This window comes from Rhodococcus sp. MS16 (assembly GCF_013277795.1).
Classification (GTDB): Bacteria; Actinomycetota; Actinomycetes; order Mycobacteriales; family Mycobacteriaceae; genus Rhodococcus_F; species Rhodococcus_F globerula.
This window is the reverse complement of the sequence record NZ_VBTM01000019.1, coordinates 61,228-83,539: the sequence shown is the minus strand read 5'-3', so window position 1 is coordinate 83,539 and position 22,312 is coordinate 61,228. Positions and strand designations below refer to the sequence as shown.

The following is a 22,312-nucleotide window of genomic DNA, read 5'->3' as shown; positions in this document are numbered from 1 at the left end:
CTGCCGAATCGGACTTACGTTAGAGATGAACCTAGAACAAGTTCCATTACGATGCCAGTGGTTCCGTAATAAAAGGTTACGGAGTCGGTGAGAACACCGCATAGATGGCTTCGGACGCACCGTCGAACGCACCGACGATCAGCCAGACAGTGAGGAGCGTGAGCGCCGGGCCGATCAACACCTTTTCGAGGTTGCCACCCGCGCGGATCGACAGGAACGACGGAAGTCGCTGTTCCCACCATCGTTTGCCACCCAGCGGAATGAGCGGCGCAAGAAACGGCACGCCTTCCTTGGTGATGGCATCACCCAGACAATGCGTCGCACATCCGAGCGCAACTGCGACGCCCAATCCGGTGGACCCAGCCTCGCTCGGATACTGCTGCCACGTCACCGCAGACAGGACCAGCGCCAACGCGGAGACGACCAGCCAACCCTTGTCCTTCGCAAAGTCCCCCGCGAGACCGCGAATCGCCAGCCCCAGACAGAAGAACAACGTGATGATGATTGCGGGCTTTCCGAACTGGACAACCAGCGCGGAAACGCCGGCGCCCAACCCGGCCGCAAACAACGCCGTGTGGGTGAGTGTCCGGTGACCACCACGCCGCTTACCGTCCTTCTTGCCTTTGGTGATCCGATAGAAGGCAACCGATATCGCGTCCACACCCTGTGCCAGCGCCTTGCTCAGTGGCCCGAACGACCGGGAAACCGTCGACTGGCTCGTGTCGAGATCCGGAAGCAACGCAGCACCCGCACATACCCCGGCAAACGTCAGGGTTTCGGCAGTGGAGGTAGGCCCACCCCAGTCGAGGGGCAAGAGTTCGGCAACCACCAGACCCACAGCAGCACCGGACATCGCGTGGGTGGGGCCCATGACCATGAAACACAACACCTTTCGAAACGCGCCCTGAGTCAGGTCAAGAGGACTCGACCCAAGACACCACACACATGACGCCGATGGCGACGGCCTCGGCATGTTCGCCGAGACCGCCACGAACGTAGCAAGTGCTACCGACAGACTTCACCGTCGTCGTTCTCGAGTTCAGTACGGTCGTACCGTTCCCGGTCAAAACGGTTCATGCGTAGCTCCTTTCGCGTGTCACCCCGCTGAGCTATTTCGCGTGTCACCCCGCGGCGACAGCGCAAGACAGAGCAACCCCTTCAACCAGCGGAGCGACCCCGGCCACGTCGAGTACTTCTGCCGGAACACCCTCGATCGCCGGGGCCCACTCGACGGTCGGCAGCGCCGGCATTCCCTCACGTGCAATGAAGGTCGCAGCTTCGCTCGGTACTTCAATCGTGAGCGCCGCTGTACCGGCCTCCTCCGCGCGCACAACCTTGCCCTCGTCGATGAGCTTCTGCAGCTCCTCGTCGGAAATCGGCGTCGCGGCACCGCACGCTGCTTCCGGTTCCACACCGGGCTCGGACGGAGCAGTCGCGATGGATCGCACGGCCACCGGCGATCCGTCGGCAATGGGGTTGGAAGCCCAAGCGATTCCCGGAGTCACGGCCAGCCCGAGTACCGCCATGGACGCCACCACCACACCGGTCCGCCTGGCCCGCTTGCCGTTCACTGTCAATCGCGTCATCGTTGCTCTCCTTGATCGAACGTTCTCGAATTCTCGGCGCGGTCGCATCCGAGAAACCCGAGGCTATGAAGCCAACCCTGCAGATCTGTTGTCGGTTTCTTAGGAGTTGATGAGAAAGCGGTGGCCCTCGCTCGGCGCGAGACCGTCGACAGAAATCCGGTGGCACTATGGCTGGGGTGAGTACACGCGAGCGCATCCTGATCGTTGACGACGACGCAAAGGTACTGAATTCGCTCGAACGTGGACTGCGACTGTCCGGCTTCGACACGGCAACAGCGGTAGACGGCCGTTCTGCCTTGGCCTCGGTGAGCAAGCAGTGCCCGTCTGCCCTCGTTCTCGATGTCAACATGCCCGGCCTTGACGGTGTCGGGGTGGTGACAGCCTTGCGGGCGATCGGCAACGAAGTTCCGATTTGTGTACTCAGCGCCCGAAGTTCGGTGGGGGATCGCATTGCCGGGTTGGAGGCGGGCGCCGACGACTACCTCACCAAGCCTTTCGAGTTGGCGGAGCTTGTTGCCAGACTGCGCGCCTTGCTACGACGAACGACGCGAAGCGCCCCGACTCTCGATCACCCGATCACGGTGGGACCTCTGACGGTGGATCTCCGCGGTCATCGCGCCCATATCGGCGGCCGGCGAATCGAACTCACCAAACGAGAATTCGACCTGTTGTCCGTCCTCGCCGAGCATGCCGGCGTGGTGCTGAACCGCGCACAACTCCTGCGACTCGTCTGGGGCTACGATTTTGCCGCCGACACCAATGTCGTCGATGTGTTTGTCACCTACCTACGCAAGAAACTCGAGATCGACGGTGCACCTCGGGTAATCCACACAGTCCGCGGGGTCGGCTTCGTCTTGAGGGCCGAACGGTGAAGCGGCCGCTGTCACTGCAGACCCGAGTAGCCATCGCGTCGGGTCTGGCCGCCGGCATCGTCATTGCCGCGATCGGAATTGCGTTTGCGGTCTTCCTGCGCGTGGGCGGCTCCGAACAACTGGAACGCACTCTCGATTCGGTCACTCTCGGCATTGCGTCGAGTTCTCCGGCTGCAATTCTGTTCGAGTCACCCACCGCAACAACACAACCGCTCGTAGTCGACCCCGGCTTAAATGCCACGGATATCAGCGCGTTGGCTACTACCGACGTCCGCAGTCGAGATGTGCTCCTCCCGGGCGACAGCGGAGCTGCACTGGCCGTCACCATCCCCGAAGATCCACTCGCGCAGGCAATCCGCGAGCAGCAGTTCCAGGTGGCGGCTGCGGCAGTGGTCGCGATTCTCGCCGCGGCCGGGCTCGGTTGGTTGCTCACCGGCCGAGCTGTCCGCCCCCTGCAGCAATTGACCGAGACCACCAGTTCGATCGGCAACAACCTCGACGTCGAAGGACTCTCCCTCCGGGCACCGTCAGTCCGTGGGACGCGCGAAGCCGAGGAACTGTCCGAAGCAATCCACAGCATGCTCAGCCGGATCGAAAGCGATCGAAGCCGCACCGAGGAAGCGCTGGAGTCGGCACGCGATTTCGCTCGCGTCTCCGCTCACGAGCTGCGTACCCCGCTGACGTCGATGCGCACCGATCTGGAAGTTCTCGCGACGCTGGACCTCACGGAAAGTCAACGCCGCGAACTGGCCGGCGAGTTGTTGGAGGCGCAGCGCCAGATCGAGCGCACCCTCACCGATCTGGAAACACTCGCCCTGGGTGACGTGGCCGATCCGAAGGATTGCGCCGACGTCGATCTCGTGGAGGTAGCCGATCGCGCCCTCGCAGATGTCGCTCGACTGCACCCCCAGGTCGACGTTCGTTTGACAGCGCCGGAAGAGCTTTCGGTCCAGGCATTTCCCGCAGGCATTCGTCTGGTGCTGACCAACGCCGTTACCAACTCCGTCCGGCACGGCCACGCCGACGCGGTCGAAATCACCGTCCGGGCCGGGGTAAGCACGGGATCCGCTACGATCTTCGTCGACGACAACGGTACCGTGATAGCCCCGGCCGAGAGGGAAGCGATGTTCGAACGCTTTGTTCGCGGAACCGGCGCAGGCGAGTCCGGGAGCGGCCTCGGACTTGCCCTTGTCGCTCAACAGGCTCAATTGCACGGTGGCAGCGCACGACTCGACGCAAGCCCTCTCGGCGGAACCCGATTGACCTTCTCCATCAACCCAATTCGACGTGCAGGGCCTCCAACAGCGGTTTTGCAGCCTCGTCGAAAAAGCGGTCTTGCGTATCGCCACCGATCTGCACCAGCGCCACATCGGTGAAGCCCGCATCCTTGTAGGCTTTGACCGCTTCGACGATCGCGTCGAGATCTGGACCGCACGGGATGTTTTCTGCCACATCTTCTTTGCGGACGAACTGCGACGCGGCAGCAAACCCGGCCGGGGTCGGCAGCTCGGAGTTGACGGGCCAGCCGAGACCGAACCATCGGAACTGCTGATGGGCCCTGGCGATGGCGACGTCTCGATCGTCATCCCAGGAAATCGGAATCTGACCGATTGCCGTGCGCGCCGGAGGAAGTCCGAACGCGCGACCATGAACATGCTTCCATTGATGAACGAGCCGCGAATCAGGTTCCACACCGATCAGATCGTCCGCCATCGGCCCGAATCGCTCGACGGACTTGTCACCGGACATCGCAATCGCGAGTGGGACAGGAATTTCGGGCAAGTCCCAGATACGTGCCGACTGAACGTCGAAGTACTCACCCTTCCAGGTCACCAGATCTCCGGAATGCAGCGCCCGAATGATGGCAACCGCTTCCTCCAGCATGTCCATCCTGGCATCGATCGACGGCCATCCGTCACCGACCACATGCTCGTTGAGACACTCGCCGGTCCCTAATCCGAGCGTAAACCGCCCATCCGCGAGTATCTGCACCGTCGCGGCCTTCTGAGCGATCACCACGGGGTGATAGCGAATACTCGGACACGTCACATACGTCATCAGATCAACCGATCCGGTGGCGTGCGCAATCGCTCCGAGAACGGACCAGGCGTACGGGGCGTGCCCCTGTTCGGTCAGCCACGGCGAGTAGTGATCACTCATCACCTCGAAGTCGAACCCGGCCTGCTCGGCCCGAACCGCATGTCGGACCAGGTCCTTTGGCCCAGCCTGCTCCGTCATCAACGTGTAGCCGATACGCATCATGGCCGATCATCTCCTCAACCCGAGTGCCGAAAGGGCTGCGCAGTGCCGAATTGGCCGCACTGACAGTCCTACGACTCGACTGCCCGCCGAAGCCTCAGTCGAAACAGTCTCGGCTGGCGCGGATCATGGAATGTACGTGAAAAGTGAAGGAGAATCGTCGTGGATTTTGTCGTCGAATTCATTCTTGCAACGCTGTTCTACTGGTGGGGGCTGTTGTAGAACGAGAAAAATGCGGGCCACTGCAAGGAGTTGGATTCCCTTGCAGCGGCCCGCATTCTTACGTACGAGGATTGGCCGCTACTGACCGGCGCGCACACCTTCTTCGACGCGCTTGCCCAGATCGGCGTCCACGTTCTTCCAGTACTCGAAGACGCGCAGCAGAACTGCTTCGCTTACTCCGGCACTTGCGTGACCGACGATGTTGCTCACGAGGCGCTCACGCGCTGCGTCGTCGAGGACCTCACGGACCAAGGTTCCGGCCTGAGTGAAGTCGCCGTCCTCAGCGTGCTCGATGTATCCGGCGCGAACTGCTTCACCGTCGAACGACCACAGGCCTTCGTCACCGGCAACCGACGGATCGGCGTGCGGTCCGCCGTACGAGTTCGGCGCGTACACCGGCGTCGACGGCGAGTTGAAGCTGTAACGCATGGCGCCCTCCTTGGAGTAGGAGTTCACCTCGTTCTTCGGTGCGTTGACCGGCAGATCGGCGTAGTTGGTGCCGATGCGGTAACGATGGGCGTCGGCGTAGGAGAACACACGGCCGAGGAGCATCTTGTCCGGGCTGAAACCGATGCCCGGCACGACGTTCGACGGCTCGAACGACGCCTGCTCGATCTGCGCGAAGAAGTTCTCCGGGTTGCGATTGAGAGTCCACTTGCCGACCTCGATAAGGGGGTAGTCCTTCTGGGACCACACCTTCGTGAGGTCGAACGGGTTGAAGCGGTAGCCCTCGGCCTCGTCGACCGGCATGATCTGAACGTTCATCGTCCAGCTCGGGAAGTTGCCGTCTTCGATTGCGTTGTACAGATCCGCGCGGTGGTAGTCGGGATCGCTGCCGGCGAGGCTGTCTGCCTCGGCCTGCGTCAGGAACTCGATGCCCTGATCGGTCTTGAAGTGGTACTTCACCCAGAACCGCTCACCGGCGGCGTTCACCCACTGGTACGTGTGCGAGCCGAAGCCGTCCATGTTGCGCCACGTCTTCGGAATGCCGCGGTCGCCCATCAGCCACGTCACCTGGTGCGCGGATTCGGGACGCAAAGTCCAGAAATCCCACTGCATGTCGTGATCGCGCAGACCCGAACCCGGCAGACGCTTCTGCGAACGGATGAAGTCGGGGAACTTGATGGCGTCCTTTATGAAGAACACGGGAGTGTTGTTGCCGACGAGGTCGTAGTTGCCCTCTTCGGTGTAGAACTTCATGGCAAAACCGCGCGGGTCGCGCCATGTGTCCGGAGAACCTTGCTCACCGGCGACGGTCGAGAAACGCACCAGCGACTCGGTCTTCTTCCCGGGCTGCAGGAACTTGGCCTTGGTGTACTTGCTGACGTCGTTCGTGATGACCAGTTCACCAAAAGCGCCGCCGCCCTTGGCATGAACGACGCGCTCCGGGACGCGCTCACGGTTGAACTGGGCCAGCTTCTCGATCAGGTAGTGGTCGTGAAGCAGGACCGGTCCCTGAGTACCTGCAGTCAACGACTCGTCGTCGCTGGCTACGGGAATACCGAAGTTGTTCGTGGTGGGCTTGGTCATGGCGAAGCCTCCTAAAAGTCAAATGGGCTGTGCGGCAATATGGGCCGTACTGCTAGCGGGCTGCATCGTGATTCTGTGAAACCGCGTCGGAAACAATGCCCGACTCGGCAGAACTCTTCAGGCAATCGTTGCAACGGCCCCAGAACACGACCTCGGCTTCATCGATCTCGAAGCCGTGACGGTCGGACGGTTCAAGGCAGGGAGCTTGGCCGACAACACAATCGACGTCGACGACCTTGCCGCAGCTACGACAGACGAGGTGGTGATGGTTGTCCCCGGTTCTCGTCTCGAATCGTGCGGGTGAACCCGCAGGCTCGATGCGTCGTAGCAACCCTGCGCTTACGCATGCCTTCAGCACGTCGTAAACGGCCTGGGTGGATACGGATCCCAACTGTTGCCGCACCTGCGCTGCAACAGAATCTGCGTCCGAATGCGGTTGGGCTGTAACCGCATTCAGAACTGCAAGACGAGGCGCAGTGACTCGCAACCCGGCCGCACGCAGTTGCGCCCGGAGGTCGAGATCCTGCCCGTCATCTTGCATGGTTCCAGTATGCGCCTTTTCTGGAATTAGTCAAGAAAAGGGTTCCCTAACCAAATAAGTGACGCGGCTCATAGCCTTGGCCAGGGAACAAAACAGCTCGGGCGTCCGTTGATCACTCCGTCGGCGCCCGAACAAGCCCCGGGCCCCACCCCATTGTCGCTGCGAGCGACCTACCGCCGAGAGGCGCCTGTGGGGCGTCGACGCCGAAGGCCGTACAGCGTTTTGCTGTACGGCCTTCACCTTTTTCTCGGTCTAGACGCGCTTGGCGGGGCCCGTCCTCATCCTTCCGTCCGTGATGACGATTCCGTGGTGCGAGCCTGCTACCAGCCAGTTCGGCAAGGTCGATCCCTCGGATTCGACGTCGACGCGCGCGTAACGGAATCTGCCCGTGAGCCGCGCCGACGCGAGAGCCAACCGACCACCCTCGGTGGGTTGCGCAAAGCCCAGAGCTCCTACGATGGGCAGGCGCGGCCCCTTTGCCCGCGCAGTGGTGTTCACCTGCCAACCGTCCCCCTTCGCAGCCACACGGCCCAGGACATCCCCGTCGAACTGCGCGAGAACCTTCGGTAGTTCCCAATGGGTGCGGCCACCGTGCACCGAAGATTCCGAATCCACCGCGATGAAGGGCACCGCCATCCGAGGCATCGGCCCGATCCGCCTACCCGGCGCCCGCAGGACCGGACTCGCCAAGATTTCTCGATACGGCCCCACCGGAGAGTCCAGATAATCGACCATCATCGCCAAGGTCATCGGGATAGTTCTGCCCTCCGGCCCGAGTTCACGTGCCGCCGACGTGCTCCGATGCCACCACAACGTGGCCCGCACCCGCGCCGGCCACGGCGGCGGATCACTCGCCGGCCAGTCCGTGCGTTCGCTTGCAGATTCAGGGACGCTCCACATCGGGCACCTTCTCGGTTGGAAAAATCAGGGGAAGTCTCAGGGCGCCCGAAGCATGCTCGGGCACTACCGGATTGGACGGCGGCGTCGGGACGAGCCGAACGTACGGATCACCTACAGCCGGCCGGGCGTCATCTCCGCCGGCGTTCGGCCACAGCGCGCACGCCCGCTCAGCTTGAGCGGTGATGGTCAGCGAGGGGTTCACACCGAGATTGGCACTCACCACCGAGCCGTCCATCACGTGTAACCCGTTGTGCCCGTAGGCGCGCAGATAAGGATCTACCACGCCGGTCGACGGCGAATCACCTATCGCGCACCCACCGAGGAAGTGTGCCGTCATCGGAATATTCACGATTTCGGCGATGGAACCACCTGGATCACCGTCAATCTTCTGCGCAACTTTACGAATAGCAGTGTGACCTTGTGGAATCCACGTCGGTGGCGGATCACCGGGGCCGGGGCGACTGGTCAGAGAACGCCCGAACCTTCTTGTGTTCTTGGACAGTTCGAGCGAATTGTCGTCCGTCTGCATGACCAGCGCGATGACAGTCCGCTCGGACCAGTTCCGCACAGATAAAGACCGGGCAAATGCGCTCGGGTGACGTGCGGCAACTGCCAGCGTCTTCAGGACTCGCGGCACCTTGCCGCCGCCGTCGCTGAGAACAGTCTGCAGGAGACCTATTGCATTGCTACCCTTGCCGTATCGCACGGGTTCGATGTGCGTGTGATCGTCCGGATGGAACGACGACGTGATCGCAACGCCCTGCGTGAAATCGCGTCGACGGGACTTCGATGTTGCCGCAAGCACCGCTTCGGAATTGGTGCGAACCACAGTGCCCAGTGCATTCGACAGATGCGGCAGCGCTCCGGATTCCTTCATCCCGAGCAACAATCGCGCTGTCCCGTAGGTACCAGCAGCCACTACCACCTGGTCGGCGGTGAAAATCTGTTCGCGCTTTCGAATACCGTCGGTCCGGCGCGCGAGAAGTTGATACCCACCGCCCTTGCGTGGCCGAAGTTCCCGCACAGTGGTCAGCGGATGAACTCGCGCCCCGGCATGTTCGGCCAAGTGCAGATAATTCTTGACCAATGTGTTCTTCGCACCGACACGGCACCCCGTCATGCAGCCACCGCATTCGGTACACCCCGTTCTCTCCGGTCCTTTGCCTCCGAAGAACGGATCGGGCACCGACACTCCGGCGTCCCCGAAGAAGACTCCAACAGGGGTAGACGTGAATGTCTCGCCCACACCCATTTCTTCCGCGACTTCCTTCATGACGGCGTCGGCGGGCGTGAACGAAGGGTTGGTTCGCACCCCGAGCATTCGTTTCGCCTGGTCGTAGTACGGCGCCAACTCGTCATGCCAGTCGGTGATGTGCGCCCATTGACGATCCTCGAAGAACCGCTTGGGCGGCTGATACAGGGTGTTGGCGTAGTTGAGTGATCCGCCACCAACTCCGGAACCCGCCATGACCAGAACATCCGGGAGCAGGTGAATACGTTGAACCCCGTAGCACCCGATCCACGGTGCCCACAAGTACTTTCGCAGACGCCAGCTGGTTTCGGGGAGCTCGTCGTCGACGAATCTGCGACCAGACTCGAGCACTCCGACGCGATAGCCCTTCTCCGTCAGACGAAGAGCGGCGACGCTACCGCCGAACCCCGACCCGATGACTACGACGTCGTAGTGCGTTGCCGTCATGCCTCGACGCTTTCGATCTTCCGGGCCGAGTAGTTCTCCCGATCGAAATTCCCCAGCAGAGAACGGAATGTGAAAGTGAACGTCGGCCACTGCACCGAGTTACGCCCCTCCGCATCGATGTACCAACTCGAGCAGCCGCCCTTGTTCCACACCGTGCGCTTCAATTCGTGCTGAATTCCCTTGTTGTACTGCACCTGTACCGACTCATTGACGTCGAGGGCGTCGAGCCCCTCCCGCTTCATGGTGTTCAACGCGTCGTTGACGTACTCGGCCTGAGACTCGAGCATGTACACGATCGAGCTGTGGCCGAGGTTGGTGTTGGGACCGTACATCAGGAACAGATTCGGGAAGCCGCTGACCGTCGTTCCCTTGTACGCGCTGGGGCTACCGTTCCACTGTTCGGCCAGCGTTGCACCGCTCCTCCCCGTTATCAGGTGTGCGACAGGTGGTTCCGTCGGCGTGAATCCCGTCGCAAAAATGATGGTGTCGACTTTGTGCTCGATTCCGTGCCCGTCGACCACTCCGTCTTCGGTGACCGAGACGAGCCCACTGTCGACTAGGCTCACGTCCGCCCGATCGAGAGTTCGCAACCAGTCGTTGGACAGGAGCATTCGCTTACAGCCGATGGTGAAATCGGGAGTCAATTTCCGGCGCAACCCGGGGTCTTTCACCTGCCGACGCAGGTGCGCCTTTGCCACCATCTCGAAAGCCGGTAAAACCCAGGTGGCATGCGACATCGCCGCACCCAAAGCTTCCCGAAAGCCGTAGACGGTACCGCGAACAGCCTTCTGCGCAGCGGGGACCTTGGTGTACAGAGCCTTTTGAATTGGGGGGAGTGATCTATCCGCCCGCGGAATCACCCAGGCAGGAGTTCGCTGGAACACGGTGACATGAGTAGCCTCCTCCACAATTTCGGGAACGAATTGCACTGCCGAGGCGCCGGTACCGATCACCGCGATGCGCTCACCGCGCAGGTCGTGCTCGTGGTTCCACGTCGCGGAATGGAAAGTGGTACCGGAGAATTGGTCGAGACCGGGAAAGTCGGGAACCTTGGGCGTGGACAGCGCTCCGGTCGCAGCGACCAGAGCCTTCGCCGTCAACGCTCCTTGGGACGTCTGTATGTGCCACAGTGACATTCCCTCGTCCCAGATCGCGGCCTCGAGTTCGCAGTTCAGAACCACTCGATCTCCCACGCCGGTATCGGCGGCCACCTTCTTCAGGTAGGCATAGATCTCGGGCTGACGTGCAAAGGTATGACTCCAGTCTGCGCTCGGGGCAAAGGAATACGAGTACAACGCCGTCGGCACATCACACGCACAACCGGGGTAGGTGTTGTCTCGCCACGTGCCACCGACGTCGGCGGCTCGCTCGATCAACACCACATCCGCTGCCGGGTCATCGCGAAGAACTCTGGCCGCCAGACCCATACCGGCGAATCCGGCACCGACGATCAGTGTTTCGACATGTTCGGGAAGTTTCACTTGTTCTCCACTCGGGATTGCCAGGCCGGTAGCAGCCGCGCGCGCAGCGCTTCGTCGGCTTCCGGGGTACGGAACAGGGCTGACACCGCAAGCCCTCGGACAAGTTCGACAGTCAATTCGACTGCCTCGGAGTCGAAGCGATCACCGAAGACTTCGGCGCTACCGAACTCGAGCGCCTCACTCACCTTGCGCTCGAGTGGCACAGTCGCCGCATGCAGTGCGGGGTCGGTGCGCGCCGCCACCCACAGTTCGAGGGCTGCATAGAACAGTGGACCGGAAAACGCGTCGGCCAGTATCTCCAGTCCGCGGCCACTGTCCACCTCTGCCGAAAGGATTTCCGCCAGCCGTTTGTCCACCAGGTATTCGACAGCGGCGACGACCAGAGATTCCTTGGTCGGGAAATGATGGAGCTGAGTACCGCGGGATACACCCGCTCGCCGAGCGATCTCCTGGGTGCTTGTCCGCGCGTAACCCAGTTCGACCAGCGATTCAATGGCTGCGTCGAGTAGTCGCCCACGCATCGTGGCTGTACGTTCTGCCTGCGTACGGCTTACTTTCACATCGGAAGTGGTCTCGGTCACATGATGACTGTAGATCGAAAACATAAAACAGTCCAGGCTGACTTCAAATAAACTTTCTCAATCAGTACCATACGGTATAGTATGGTTAATCTCGCGACTCTGCTATCAGGCGGTGACATGACAGCAAGCGATCGAACCCCTACGGCATTCCCCTATTGGGAAGGCATACAAAAACCCGGAATTGCTCGCGCACGCACAATCGTCAAAAAGCTGACCGGTGCCGACATCTTCCCCACTACCGAACAGGCACAACAGTTCTGTAATGATCTCTTCACTGGAGATCCCGTCGCCGAACGATTTGTCGACGAGGTCTATCGCGGCGAGACCGGGGCGAAAACCGGCCGCGCCATGCTCGAAACCGCCCTTACCCATGGCCTCGACGCCGTGCCGGACGCTCCGGAATCCATGCGCGCACTGTTCGAGGAATTCGAAACGGTACCGGACTGGGTTGATCCGGCACTGGTCGAGCAGGGCGCTGCAATCTGGCGGCGCTGGGGCACAATGCTGTTCAGTTTCGCAGGAGCGGAAACACTGGAAATCTACACCGAATCCGCAGTTGCCACGCCGCTCTCCCTCGCCGGCGGGTATGCGGGCGACAACGCATTGCGCCGGTTCCTCGAAACCTGCCGATTCTGGATCGACGTATCCCAACCGAGAGCACTTCTCCAACCTGGATCTGCCGGTCGCGCAACAGCTCTCAAGGTTCGCGTGATGCACGTGTCCGTGCGGTCGCGAGTAGCCAATCACCCGGAATGGGATACCTCGAAGTGGGGGCTTCCTATCAGTCAGAGCTACATGCTCCTGACTTTGATCGCCGGCAGCGTCACCCCTGGCCTCGCACTGTGGACACTCGGCTACCACACGACGCCGTCCGAGATCCGGGCTCTGATCCACTTCCAGAAGTACATGGGACACCTTTTGGGGGTGCGCACCACGTGGTACCCGGAAACTGCCACGGATTCCCTACGCGCACTGGCCATGACGATCGTGTCGCGGTCCTACGACTCCGGCAAGCACGGCAGTGAGTTGATCGAGAGTTACCCGAAGGCTTTTGCGCCACGCGACGGCCACCGCGGACTCACCCGGCTACGAGAGGCGTACAACTTTCGCATCAATTCGGTGTACGCCGCGATCTTCATGGCCCCTGGTACACGGCGCAAGTACCGGATGCCCGGTGTCATTCCCTGGCTATTCATACCCGTCCTGAGATTGCCACTCATCACCGCGATGGAATTGATCAGGCGCTGCGTCCCCGGAACCGGCGCGATCGTGGAAAAGGTGATGGTCAAGCACCGCGAAAACTGGTACCAGGCACAAATGAAGGGCCGCGAGGCCACATTCGATGCAAGTGGCGCACTACGACGATAGGAGTCGCTCGATGACGACAATGAATATCGTGGAAGCGTGGAACGGACCGGGACGCAAAGACGGTGAGATCACTCGAACGCACCCGAGCGACAACGGCGCGCATCCATCAGACAACAAGTTTGCTTTCGAACACTGGTACTTCGACGCTCACCTCGACAGTGGGCACATCGTGGTTGCGATGCTACAACTGCGCGAACTCGTCAATCGCAAACCCGGAATCGAAATCCATATCTATTCCCCGGACGGTACGCGCCGGGAAGTCGTCAAGCCGTATTCCTCCGCCGACGTCAGTGCATCAACGGACAAGTGCGATGTTCGGATAGGCCCGAACAGCGCTGTAGCCGAATTCGATTCGGGAGACCTGCCGGTACACAGAGTGCATCTCGAAGAAGAAGACATTGTGTTCGATCTCGAATTTCGCAACGAGGTACCGAGTTGGATGCCCGGACGCGGACAGACCACGTACGGGGACACCGAGTTCTTCGCCTGGGTTGTCGGCGCACCGCGCGCCTCGGTGACGGGCACCGTCACTATCGGCGGCGCCACACTCGATGCCCGTGGTCGCGGCTATCACGACCACAACTGGGGCGTCGGGGACATGAAGCGGATCATCGATCGCTGGTACTGGGGGCGGTTGTATGTCGACGACTTCTCACTGGTCTACGCCACCGTGCACACCCAGAAGAAATACGGCGAGCACTGGTCGCTGCCGCTGATGCTGGCCCGCGGTGACAGTGTCGTTCTGAGCAACGGTGAACTGGAAATGACCGAAGGGCCGACGGTCTTCCACGACGTCGCGAATCGCTCGTTTCCGTCGACGCTGCGTCTGCACATTCCGGGGTCGGTGGATCTCACGCTGACGGTGCGCGAGGTAGTTCATGCGCACGACTTCCTGGCTGACGTTCCGGTAGCCCGAACCCGACTGGTCAAGCCCGTACTGAATCGACTTCTCGGCCGCCCCGGATATTTTCGTTTCCGTTCCGACTTCGTTCTGAAGGTGACGATCGACGGGGAAATGATCGAGCGGACAGGATCAACTCTGCACGAGATGGTTGCGCTCAAATGAGCGATGAGGCATTCGAGTGTGGACGTTGCGCCATCAGCTTTCCTGCGTCAGCAGCGTGAAGATTTTTCGGAGTTCGGCGCTGGTGGGCGTCGGGAGACTTCCTCGGCCGTGCACGAATCCGATTCCGGCATACACCAGAGCACCTGCCCGCAGGCGCGCACCTTCGGCGTCAAAATTCAACTCCAACAGTGCTTCCTGGATGATATCGAAGATTCGTTGATCGAGCTGATGTACAGCCTCGGCTACTTTCTCGTCACTTCGTGCCCATTCTCGCACCGCGATCTCGACGGACCAATTGCGCTCGTCGATCAGCAGTTGGGCCATCATCTCGAATCGCTGCTCCACCGGAATTGATTCGACGGACGCGAGCCCTCGCACAGCGTCGTTCTGTGTGCCGCACCAATAGTCGGCCATCGCTTCCATCAGCGCGCCGAGATCGTCGAAATGCCAGTAGAAGCTGCCTTTCGTGACTCCGAGTTCGTCGCACAACGTGGAAATCTTGACCCCGGAAACCCCCTCTCGCACGAGAAGATCAAAGGCCGCGTCGAGCCAACTCTCGACGCTCAGACGGTTGGCCCGCGCCATCAGCGCAGGCCGTTCTCGCGGGCGCGTTCAGTTCTCACTCTCACTCCTCGATCATAGATGCCTACGGCTGGTCCATCGCATCACTGCGCGACACCACGTCCACCTTTACGGCGCCAGTTCGTTGCCTGACCTACGCCGCGGGTGTTTCGAATTCTTCTGCACCGAGCTGTATTTCACCGAGTTGTGGACATAGCTGACGTCCATACCATACGGTGCGGTATGGAAGACTGAATCTCGGAGGAGGTGCAATCGGTGAGCCAAAGGTTCACGAGGCGTGCTTTGTTTCGTGCGATCGGCCTCGCTGGAACCAGCGCGGCTTTGGTGTCGGCTACGCATACTCCGACCCGGAGCGAACTGCGCAGTCCACTGATCTTTCACTCACCTCCCATGACGCCCTTCGTCGACGAACTCCCCCGGCCGCGTGTTATTTCCGGAACCACTCTCTCACTCGACGCCGCTGTACACCGCCACCAATTCCACCGGGATTTCGATGCTGTGCCGTCGCTGGGGTTCGGCGGTGACCACTACCTGGGCCCCACCATCGAATGCCATGTCGGAGAGGCACTCACACTGAACTTCACCAACCGGCTCGAACGCCATCCACTGGCAGACGACATGGACACCAGTATCCACGGAGTCACCGAAGATCACCGGCTGGCTCCCCCGTCGTCGCTGCACCTTCACGGCGGTGTCACACCACCCGGCAGCGATGGGCATCCGCTTCTAGCCATAGCTCCCGGACGCAGCATCACTCACCATTTTCCGAACGAACAGCACGCGGGCCATTTGTGGTACCACGATCACGCCATGGGCATCACCCGCTTGAATGTCTACGCCGGGTTGGCCGGTCAGTATTTCCTGCGTGACGAATTCGACACCGGCCGAGAGGGAAACCCACTGGGACTACCCGCCGAAGAGTACGAGATGCCCCTGATTCTCCAGGAGAAGATCTTCACGGCCGACGGGTATCAATCCGTGCGTTCCACCCCGATCGTCCCGCAGGGTTCCTGGGAGGGCGGTGCCGTCGGAGACGTCGGTGTGGTTAACGGCAAGGTGTGGCCGCGGATGAATGTGGCACGCGGTTTGTACCGTTTCCGCATCATCAATGCCGGGTCGTACAGCGTGTGGAACCTGCACTTCAGCAACGGGATGCACTTCGCGGTCATCGGCAACGAACATGGCCTACTCGACGCTCCGGTACGCACGACAAGCTTTCGGCTTTCACCCGGCGAACGCATCGACGTGCTCGTGGATTTCACCGGCTTCCGCGCAGGTGATGCCGTCGAATTGATCAACGACGAGCAACCACCCTTCCAGGCTGCAATGCTCGGCGAGGTAGCGATGCCGGTGTTCTGCCGTTTTGTCGCCGATTCCCGTCGTGGGTTCATCGGCACTGTGCCGAACTCGCTTCGCGGCGGCGCACGGCAACCGTCGGCGCTTCCGCCGCTCGAGGTTCCCACGGTGATCCGAACGGTGACCGTCTCTCAGCCGTACGCACTCCGCCTGCCTCCGGCCATCATGTCTCTCAACAATCTGCGCTTCGACAGCACCGACATCGAAATGCCCCGGCAGGGCACCGTAGAACAATGGGACATCGTCAACATCACGCCCGATCCACATCCCATCCACCTTCACCTTGTGATGTTCCGCATTCTCGGACGCGCACCCTTGAAGACCCTCGAATATCAAGCGGCACATCCTCAACCGCCTATCGGTTACAAGTGGACGCCTGCTGCCGACGAATTTCTCGGGGGCCCCATGATCGGGCCGGCGCCGTGGGAGTCCGGATGGAAGGACACCGTGCGGATCGACGGCGGCACCGTCACCCGAATCATCGTAAGGTTCCCCACCGCCGAGGAACTCGGATTCGATCCGGACGCATTATTCAGCCCGGACGACCCAGCTCACCCTGGCCATCACACTGCGGCACAACAGATCCAGGGCTATGTGTGGCACTGCCATATTCTCGACCACGAGGACCACGACATGATGCTGAAATATCGTACGGTCCGATGACCTCGACGCTCCCGCTACCTGATCCGGTCACCCGCTCGCAGGAGGTTGCTGGGAACGGCATGACCCACAATCTCTTCCGCGACACCTGCCGCGCGGATGGACGCGTCCAGATCGATCCCCGTCGCAATGCCCATGTCGCCCAGCATGTAGACCAGTTCTTCGGTGGCGATGTTTCCACTGGCGCCGGGAGCAAACGGGCAACCACCCAGCCCACCCGTGGAGGCATCGAGGTTCCGAACTCCGTGCTGCACCGCTGTCAGCGCGCAGGCAAGACCACTGCCGCGTGTGTTGTGAAAATGAACGCCCAGGTTGTAGTCGCCGACATGGGCGTCAACCGCATCGATCAACTGCGCGACGCGCCCCGGAGTTGCCGTGCCGATAGTATCCGCGATCGAGAACTGATCGGCGCCGAATTCCCTGGCCTGCTCCGCAATCCGCAACACTCGATCAGGATGGGTAGGTCCGTCGAACGGGCAGTCCCACGCCGTCGAAACGATGACTTCGACTCGACCTCCGGCGTCGTGAACAATCTTGACCACCTCCCCGATACGCTCGGTAGCCTGCTCGGTGGTGGACCGAGTATTGGCTTCACTGTGACCGTTCGAGGCCGAGACGACATATTCGACAGTTCCCATACCGGCCGCTACCGCCCGTTTTGCGCCGCCGATTCCGGCCACCAACGCGGAGAACTCGACACCTGGCCACCGGTGCAGTTCTGCTGCCAGCGCTTCTGCGTCGGCTAGAGCCGGAACGGCGCGCGGTGACACGAATGACGTGGCCTCGATGCGCGGAACACCGGTTGCAACAAGAGCTTCTACGAGTCGAAGTTTCTCCGACAATGGCACCGGGGCCTCGATCTGGAGCCCGTCGCGCGGACCCACCTCACGAATGCTGACGTCGGTAACCGTCATGTCAGATCACTCCCTTCTCGAGCAAGGTTGCCTGCTCGTCGTCCGAAAGCCCGAGGAGTCCACCCCAGACGGAGGCGTTGTCCTGACCCGGCGACGACGCTCCCGCATTCCGCACAGAACCTGGTGTCTCACTGAAGGTCGGCACAACGCCCAAGCCCAGGACGTCCTCACCGATCCGGTCGTCGTAGTGACCGACCAGCATTCCGCGCTCGATCAACTGTGGATCCTTGACCACGTCTTCGACGGTATTGATCGGTCCGGCAACAACTCCCACCTCCGTCAGACGCTCCACCAGACTGCTGGGGTCCTGCAGCGCGACCCACGCGCCGATCAACTCGTCGAGTTCGTCCTGATGTTTGCCGCGCGCAACATGATTGGAGAATCGGTCGTCCTGCGCCAGTTCCGGTCGACCCATTATCGTGCACAGCCGCACGAAGAGCGTGTCCTGATTGGCCGCGATGACCACCCAGTTTCCCTCGGAGGTTTGATAGATGTTGGAAGGCGCGATTCCTTCGAGCCTGGTTCCCGAGGGTTGACGGATGATGCCGCCGCGATCGTAGTCGGGAATCGTCGATTCCTGCACTGCCAGACACGATTCTGTGAGTGCAACGTCCACAACCTGGCCGCGGCCGGTTCGCTCACGGGACAGAAGCGCCGCCAGCACACCTTGTACCGCGAACATCCCGCCGAGCGAATCCCCGAGTGAGAGTGCGATACGCGGCGGTGCCTGGCCGGGATAACCGTTCAGATGCCGGAAACCGCTGACAGCTTCGGCCACCGAGGCATACCCAGCGCTCTTGGCCTTCGGCCCGGTCTGCCCATACCCGGATACTCTGGCCAGCACCAGTTTCGGATTGCGCTCGCTGAGCACGTCGAACCCCAGACCCCACTTCTCGAGAGTGCCCGGGCGAAAGTTCTCGACCACGACATCCGCGTGTTCGACCAGATCCAGAAACAGTTCCCGACCTTTCTCGACCCGCAGATCCAGCGTGACGCAGCGCTTGTTGCGGGCGTGGACCGTCCAGAAGAATCGGTGACCGTCCTGCTCCGCCTGTCCCCAGGTGCGAAGCGGGTCTGGGCGATCCGGCGACTCGATCTTGATCACGTCGGCACCCATGTCGCCGAGCAGTTTCCCGGCGAAGGGTCCGGCAATCAACGTGCCGAGCTCGATTACCCGGTATCCGTCCAGGGGCCCGGTGGGCGCACCTTCCGACACAGCAGCCTCCTCGTGGGAACGTCTCTCCCTACGAAAGGTTACGTCACCAGCCGATACCTCAACATCATGTCGTGATCCTCGTGATCGAGCATGTGGCAGTGCCAGACGTACCCTTGCAGATCGCCTGATCCACCACCGTGTCCACTGTGTTCCATCGCAGGTTCCTTCATCGCAGGATCTACCACCGCAGCTCGGGGGAACGTGGCGTCGGGATCGAAGCCCAGTTCGTCGGCCGTCGGGAAGCGCACGATGATGCGCGTGATGGAGTTGGCATCCACGATGACGGTATCCTTGGCGCCCGTCTCCCACACTTCCGGCGCCCGCATCGGCGAGGTCACGAAATCGTCCGCCGACGGCGTCCAGCGCGTCCCGAGATCCGGCAACGGGTACGCAGCCGTGTACGCAGGTGTGTTGATGCTCTGCCTACCCAAGACCCGGAAAGTCACCAGGTGTAGGTGAATCGGATGCGGCTCTGTTGTGACGTTGATCAGATTCCACTGCTCGACGGTTCCCTGACGCGGCAATTCGATATCCGAGTCGGTATACCGCAAGTTGTTGAGCGACATGGTGATCGACGGATAGCTCGACGGCCGGGACAGTTGCATGATCGTCAGATTGCGGACTACGTCGGGCACGGCCGGGGGTGGTGGGGCAGCGGAACTCAATTGCTGCGGCACCGACCCGGTGAAACCCTTCGCGCTACTCACGTCGAACCGCGCGAACAGGGGCATCACCTGCGTACCGCGTTGCGCCACAGCCAAAGGCACCGGTTCATCGTTGCGCAGTTCCACACTGGTACCCGGTTCGAGCAAGCCGAAGTCGACCAGGAGATCAACCCGCTCGCCCGGGCTCAGACGCACATGATCCGTCGGCGCTGACGCTGCGAGCAATCCGGATTCGGAGCCGATCACCCAGAATCGCATACGATTTCCGAAGTACAGATTCCACACCGAGTACGACGCGGCATTGAGGACACGCAGGCGGTACAACCCCCGCGCCACTTCGATTCTGGGCCACACAACGCCGTTCACCACGCCAACGTCTCCGGGCGTCGCTGGATCCCAGGCACCCTGTGGTGTTGTCCACGTCGACCTGACGCTTTGCCGTCCGTCGGAGGTGAATACCTTGTCCTGCAATATCAGTGGCAGTTCGAACTCCCCCGACGGTAAGCCGAGCGGATTGCCGGCCGTACCGGTGTCGTAGTTGTCGCGAAGCAGATACATACCGGCCAAGCCCGCGTAGACGTTCAGCCGAGTCATCCCCATGGCGTGGTCGTGATACCAGTGATTACCGCTACCGCTGGGATTCCCGTTACCGGGGGCATTGCCGAACTCGTGCACCAATCCTTCGCCCGGACGCTGAATCAACTCGGGATTCCCGTCGTACTGCGGCGCGGTGACACCGCCATGCAGGTGCAGCGACGTGGGAACCTGTGTCCGATCGTTGTCGCTGAGACCGTGCAGACGCGAATCCACATCAGCGGCAAGAGGATGCGTGGTGATGTCGTTGGCGTACCGCAGCGTTAACGACTGCTCGACATGAGCCTCGATCGTCGGCCCGAGGTAGTCCATCCCGCCGTACCCCAGCGAAGGCGAAGGCGCCAGGTCAGGATGGAACCGGTGCATCGACGACGCGGCACGAAGCTCCAGGTCGCTACCGGCCAATTTCGGCGGAAATACCAGCGCCTCACGAAAGGGTTCCAACCGTGGCGAAGGCAATTGGAGCGGCCGCAGCGGGTCGATGTCAGGCAAAGCTGCGTGCGCAGATTCCCGAGCTGAAGCGGACCCCACCGACAGCGCGCCAAGTCCTGCCATCAATCCCAAGCCCTGCAGCACCGCGCGTCGACGGATCTTGTGCGGCTTGCCCACCACAGGTTCATCCACTACAGGCCCCTATCGCTGACGGCATCCGGACCGGATTACCCCTGCGGCTTCGAGGTCAAACACCGACTGCCTTCCGCCGAGGACTCGACATCCTGATCGACGAGACCGAGTCGAGAGTTCGAGAAAACCCTTGAACTCGAAACTGTGTTCGATTAGGATGGAGTTATGCGGATCGGGGGATCCGGATCGGGGGAATTCAATGAGAATCGATACGTCAGATGTGGTTTCCGGTTCTGCCGTGGGATTACGGTCAAGGCTGTGGCAAGCGCCGGTAGCTGACCTTCGTTCGGCCGCAATCGAGGCGAGCGCGGAGATTTTGCGACTCGAAGCGATCCGCGTGGCCGTGGTCGACGAACTCTCGCTGCGCCCGGACGACCATGTGCTCTGCTACCGCGGCGTCGGCCGATGGCTGGCAGCAAATACGATGCTGCAGATCCCTGCCGGAAACAAGATCGCCGCCCTTGGCGTCGCACTGCGGGCGTTTCCCGCAGTCGCACAACGCTTCGACGCCGGAGATTGCTCGTTTGATCATGCGGCACTGATTATTTCGTTCTGCGAGTCCCCACCAAAAGGAATGCCGGCCGAGGCACTTCCCCAGTGCATCGACGTTCTCCTGGCTGCGGCATCAGGAGTCGACGCGACAACAACCAAGCTGCGGTACGTCATCGCCACGTTGGAGCGAATGTTCGAGTCCGACAACATTCCACCGGCCGAAGATATCGACCGGAACGAGCTCCGGATCGCGTCGACGTTGAACGGTCGGGTTGTCGTTCGAGGCGATTTCGACGCCGTCACCGGCGAAATGCTACTCTCTGCCCTGTCGAATCTGACCATGCCCACCCCAGCACCGGACGGAACTCCTGATGCCCGTTCGGCAGCCAAGCGAACAGCCGACGGATTCACCGAACTGATCCGCCGCTATCTCGATTGCGCAAAAACCGGTATCGACGGCGGCCAGCGGCCGCATCTGAACGTGCACATCAATGCCCGAGATCTCGCCGAGCATCGAGACTGCGCGGCGCAAGAAGCCGTTGCAGAGGAAGAAGCTTCACTCGATCCGGACCTCTCCGATCTCGACGTGGGCCACATGCCGTGGATGGGACCACTGTCGGTCTCGCAGACCAGACTGCTCGGCTGCGACTGCTTCCTGTCGACAGTCCTACTCGACGACCACGGAGCGCCACTCGATGCGAGACCCGGAAAACGATTGGTCACAGCCGAACAACGGGTCGCATTGATCGCCCGGGACAAAGGCTGCGCCTTCCCAGGGTGTGAGTGCGTGCCGGCGTGGACCGACGCCCACCATATCCGTCACTGGTCGAACGGCGGGCCGACGGTGATGAACAACCTTGTCCTGCTGTGTCGTTCACATCATCGGCTCATGCACCGCAAAACCGGATTTGTTGGCAAATGGGAGATCCGGATGGGCGCCGACAACAAACCCTGGTTCATTCCGCCGCCGGCGATCGACCCGCAGCAACACCCAAGACCGGCAAACAACACCTATCGAACCTGAGAAAACGTCTCAGGCACAACAGAACACGGCCGAGCACCGCATCGAAGGAGACCTCGATGCGGTGCCAAAAGCCGTGGGTT

At 61.3% G+C, this 22,312-nt stretch carries 19 protein-coding genes; 6 read left to right on the top strand and 13 right to left on the bottom strand.

Annotation, left to right across the window (positions count from 1 at the left end; genetic code table 11):
* Positions 1 to 76: 76 nt before the first annotated feature.
* The gene (locus FEZ60_RS29360) at positions 77 to 877 is read right to left on the bottom strand and encodes a metal-dependent hydrolase (RefSeq protein WP_033235971.1); all 801 of its coding nucleotides are present in this window, start codon (positions 875 to 877) and stop codon (positions 77 to 79) included.
* Between the two features lie 244 nt (positions 878 to 1,121).
* Complete coding sequence (locus FEZ60_RS29355; RefSeq protein ID WP_045066540.1) at positions 1,122 to 1,586, bottom strand: hypothetical protein; 465 nt, start codon at positions 1,584 to 1,586, stop codon at positions 1,122 to 1,124.
* A 167-nt stretch (positions 1,587 to 1,753) separates the two neighbouring features.
* On the opposite strand from FEZ60_RS29355, the gene FEZ60_RS29350 reads away from it, so the two are divergent.
* Both FEZ60_RS29350 and FEZ60_RS29345 read left to right on the top strand, forming a co-directional pair.
* Positions 1,754 to 2,458, top strand: coding sequence for a response regulator transcription factor (locus tag FEZ60_RS29350; protein ID WP_092805847.1), 705 nt, complete (start codon positions 1,754 to 1,756; stop codon positions 2,456 to 2,458).
* Entirely contained in the window at positions 2,455 to 3,834 is a 1,380-nt protein-coding gene (locus tag FEZ60_RS29345) for an ATP-binding protein (protein WP_172937712.1), read from the top strand. The genes FEZ60_RS29350 and FEZ60_RS29345 overlap by 4 nt, the downstream gene beginning before the upstream one ends.
* Here the strand turns inward: FEZ60_RS29345 and FEZ60_RS29340 are convergent.
* The 7 genes from FEZ60_RS29340 to FEZ60_RS29310 all read right to left on the bottom strand — a co-directional run bounded on the left by FEZ60_RS29340 (position 3,731) and on the right by FEZ60_RS29310 (position 11,611).
* Positions 3,731 to 4,720, bottom strand: coding sequence for an LLM class F420-dependent oxidoreductase (locus FEZ60_RS29340; protein ID WP_033235910.1), 990 nt, complete (start codon positions 4,718 to 4,720; stop codon positions 3,731 to 3,733). The genes FEZ60_RS29345 and FEZ60_RS29340 overlap by 104 nt on opposite strands.
* Before the next feature lie 297 nt (positions 4,721 to 5,017).
* Complete coding sequence (locus tag FEZ60_RS29335; protein WP_172937711.1) at positions 5,018 to 6,469, bottom strand: catalase; 1,452 nt, start codon at positions 6,467 to 6,469, stop codon at positions 5,018 to 5,020.
* Positions 6,470 to 6,521: 52 nt separating this feature from the next.
* Entirely contained in the window at positions 6,522 to 7,010 is a 489-nt protein-coding gene (locus FEZ60_RS29330) for a Fur family transcriptional regulator (protein WP_045066537.1), read from the bottom strand.
* Between the two features lie 252 nt (positions 7,011 to 7,262).
* The gene (locus tag FEZ60_RS29325; RefSeq protein ID WP_172937710.1) at positions 7,263 to 7,910 is read right to left on the bottom strand and encodes a hypothetical protein; all 648 of its coding nucleotides are present in this window, start codon (positions 7,908 to 7,910) and stop codon (positions 7,263 to 7,265) included.
* The gene (locus tag FEZ60_RS29320; RefSeq protein ID WP_172937709.1) at positions 7,894 to 9,609 is read right to left on the bottom strand and encodes a GMC family oxidoreductase; all 1,716 of its coding nucleotides are present in this window, start codon (positions 9,607 to 9,609) and stop codon (positions 7,894 to 7,896) included. The genes FEZ60_RS29325 and FEZ60_RS29320 overlap by 17 nt, the downstream gene beginning before the upstream one ends.
* Positions 9,606 to 11,090: an NAD(P)/FAD-dependent oxidoreductase gene (locus FEZ60_RS29315; RefSeq protein WP_172937708.1), complete on the bottom strand. Its 1,485-nt coding sequence runs from the start codon at positions 11,088 to 11,090 to the stop codon at positions 9,606 to 9,608. The genes FEZ60_RS29320 and FEZ60_RS29315 overlap by 4 nt, the downstream gene beginning before the upstream one ends.
* Positions 11,087 to 11,611, bottom strand: coding sequence for a TetR/AcrR family transcriptional regulator (locus tag FEZ60_RS29310; protein ID WP_230590310.1), 525 nt, complete (start codon positions 11,609 to 11,611; stop codon positions 11,087 to 11,089). Before FEZ60_RS29310 ends, FEZ60_RS29315 begins: the two co-directional genes overlap by 4 nt.
* A 177-nt stretch (positions 11,612 to 11,788) precedes the next feature.
* On the opposite strand from FEZ60_RS29310, the gene FEZ60_RS29305 reads away from it, so the two are divergent.
* Both FEZ60_RS29305 and FEZ60_RS29300 read left to right on the top strand, forming a co-directional pair.
* Positions 11,789 to 13,039 (top strand): oxygenase MpaB family protein, encoded by a 1,251-nt coding sequence (locus FEZ60_RS29305; protein WP_172937706.1) that lies wholly within the window; start codon positions 11,789 to 11,791, stop codon positions 13,037 to 13,039.
* Positions 13,040 to 13,049: 10 nt separating this feature from the next.
* Positions 13,050 to 14,105 (top strand): lipocalin-like domain-containing protein, encoded by a 1,056-nt coding sequence (locus FEZ60_RS29300; protein WP_095887731.1) that lies wholly within the window; start codon positions 13,050 to 13,052, stop codon positions 14,103 to 14,105.
* Positions 14,106 to 14,138: 33 nt separating this feature from the next.
* On the opposite strand, the gene FEZ60_RS29295 is transcribed toward FEZ60_RS29300, so the two are convergent.
* Complete coding sequence (locus tag FEZ60_RS29295; RefSeq protein ID WP_172937705.1) at positions 14,139 to 14,690, bottom strand: TetR/AcrR family transcriptional regulator; 552 nt, start codon at positions 14,688 to 14,690, stop codon at positions 14,139 to 14,141.
* 387 nt (positions 14,691 to 15,077) lie between these two features.
* Here FEZ60_RS29295 and FEZ60_RS29290 point away from each other — a divergent pair, with 387 nt between their 5' ends.
* Positions 15,078 to 16,706, top strand: a complete 1,629-nt coding sequence (locus FEZ60_RS29290; RefSeq protein ID WP_317544851.1) for a multicopper oxidase domain-containing protein — start codon at positions 15,078 to 15,080, stop codon at positions 16,704 to 16,706.
* Positions 16,707 to 16,720: 14 nt separating this feature from the next.
* Here the strand turns inward: FEZ60_RS29290 and FEZ60_RS29285 are convergent, their stop codons facing one another.
* The 3 genes from FEZ60_RS29285 to FEZ60_RS29275 are packed head-to-tail and all read right to left on the bottom strand — an operon-like array spanning position 16,721 to position 20,647.
* Positions 16,721 to 17,617 carry a hydroxymethylglutaryl-CoA lyase gene (locus FEZ60_RS29285; protein ID WP_172937703.1) on the bottom strand — a complete coding sequence of 299 codons (897 nt, stop codon included), beginning with the start codon at positions 17,615 to 17,617 and terminating at the stop codon, positions 16,721 to 16,723.
* Position 17,618: 1 nt separating this feature from the next.
* On the bottom strand, positions 17,619 to 18,833 hold the full coding sequence (locus FEZ60_RS29280) for a CoA transferase (RefSeq protein ID WP_172937702.1): 1,215 nt from the start codon (positions 18,831 to 18,833) through the stop codon (positions 17,619 to 17,621).
* 38 nt (positions 18,834 to 18,871) lie between these two features.
* Positions 18,872 to 20,647, bottom strand: a complete 1,776-nt coding sequence (locus FEZ60_RS29275) for a multicopper oxidase domain-containing protein (RefSeq protein ID WP_172937728.1) — start codon at positions 20,645 to 20,647, stop codon at positions 18,872 to 18,874.
* A 268-nt stretch (positions 20,648 to 20,915) separates the two neighbouring features.
* Between FEZ60_RS29275 and FEZ60_RS29270 the strand changes: the two genes are divergently transcribed.
* Positions 20,916 to 22,232 (top strand): HNH endonuclease signature motif containing protein, encoded by a 1,317-nt coding sequence (locus tag FEZ60_RS29270; protein ID WP_045066527.1) that lies wholly within the window; start codon positions 20,916 to 20,918, stop codon positions 22,230 to 22,232.
* Positions 22,233 to 22,312 lie beyond the last annotated feature (80 nt).

What these genes read in the sequence shown, in the direction of transcription:
- FEZ60_RS29310 (WP_230590310.1), bottom strand. Translation starts at nt 11,611, where the DNA reads ATGCGTGGGCGACTACTCGACGCAGCCATTGAATCGCTGGTCGAACTG.
- FEZ60_RS29330 (WP_045066537.1), bottom strand. Translation starts at nt 7,010, where the DNA reads ATGCAAGATGACGGGCAGGATCTCGACCTCCGGGCGCAACTGCGTGCG.
- FEZ60_RS29275 (WP_172937728.1), bottom strand. Translation starts at nt 20,647, where the DNA reads ATGGCAGGACTTGGCGCGCTGTCGGTGGGGTCCGCTTCAGCTCGGGAA.
- FEZ60_RS29320 (WP_172937709.1), bottom strand. Translation starts at nt 9,609, where the DNA reads ATGACGGCAACGCACTACGACGTCGTAGTCATCGGGTCGGGGTTCGGC.
- FEZ60_RS29360 (WP_033235971.1), bottom strand. Translation starts at nt 877, where the DNA reads ATGGTCATGGGCCCCACCCACGCGATGTCCGGTGCTGCTGTGGGTCTG.
- FEZ60_RS29290 (WP_317544851.1), top strand. Translation starts at nt 15,078, where the DNA reads ATGACGCCCTTCGTCGACGAACTCCCCCGGCCGCGTGTTATTTCCGGA.
- FEZ60_RS29285 (WP_172937703.1), bottom strand. Translation starts at nt 17,617, where the DNA reads ATGACGGTTACCGACGTCAGCATTCGTGAGGTGGGTCCGCGCGACGGG.
- FEZ60_RS29270 (WP_045066527.1), top strand. Translation starts at nt 20,916, where the DNA reads ATGAGAATCGATACGTCAGATGTGGTTTCCGGTTCTGCCGTGGGATTA.
- FEZ60_RS29305 (WP_172937706.1), top strand. Translation starts at nt 11,789, where the DNA reads ATGACAGCAAGCGATCGAACCCCTACGGCATTCCCCTATTGGGAAGGC.
- FEZ60_RS29295 (WP_172937705.1), bottom strand. Translation starts at nt 14,690, where the DNA reads ATGGCGCGGGCCAACCGTCTGAGCGTCGAGAGTTGGCTCGACGCGGCC.
- FEZ60_RS29340 (WP_033235910.1), bottom strand. Translation starts at nt 4,720, where the DNA reads ATGATGCGTATCGGCTACACGTTGATGACGGAGCAGGCTGGGCCAAAG.
- FEZ60_RS29350 (WP_092805847.1), top strand. Translation starts at nt 1,754, where the DNA reads ATGGCTGGGGTGAGTACACGCGAGCGCATCCTGATCGTTGACGACGAC.
- FEZ60_RS29355 (WP_045066540.1), bottom strand. Translation starts at nt 1,586, where the DNA reads ATGACGCGATTGACAGTGAACGGCAAGCGGGCCAGGCGGACCGGTGTG.
- FEZ60_RS29325 (WP_172937710.1), bottom strand. Translation starts at nt 7,910, where the DNA reads ATGTGGAGCGTCCCTGAATCTGCAAGCGAACGCACGGACTGGCCGGCG.
- FEZ60_RS29300 (WP_095887731.1), top strand. Translation starts at nt 13,050, where the DNA reads ATGACGACAATGAATATCGTGGAAGCGTGGAACGGACCGGGACGCAAA.
- FEZ60_RS29335 (WP_172937711.1), bottom strand. Translation starts at nt 6,469, where the DNA reads ATGACCAAGCCCACCACGAACAACTTCGGTATTCCCGTAGCCAGCGAC.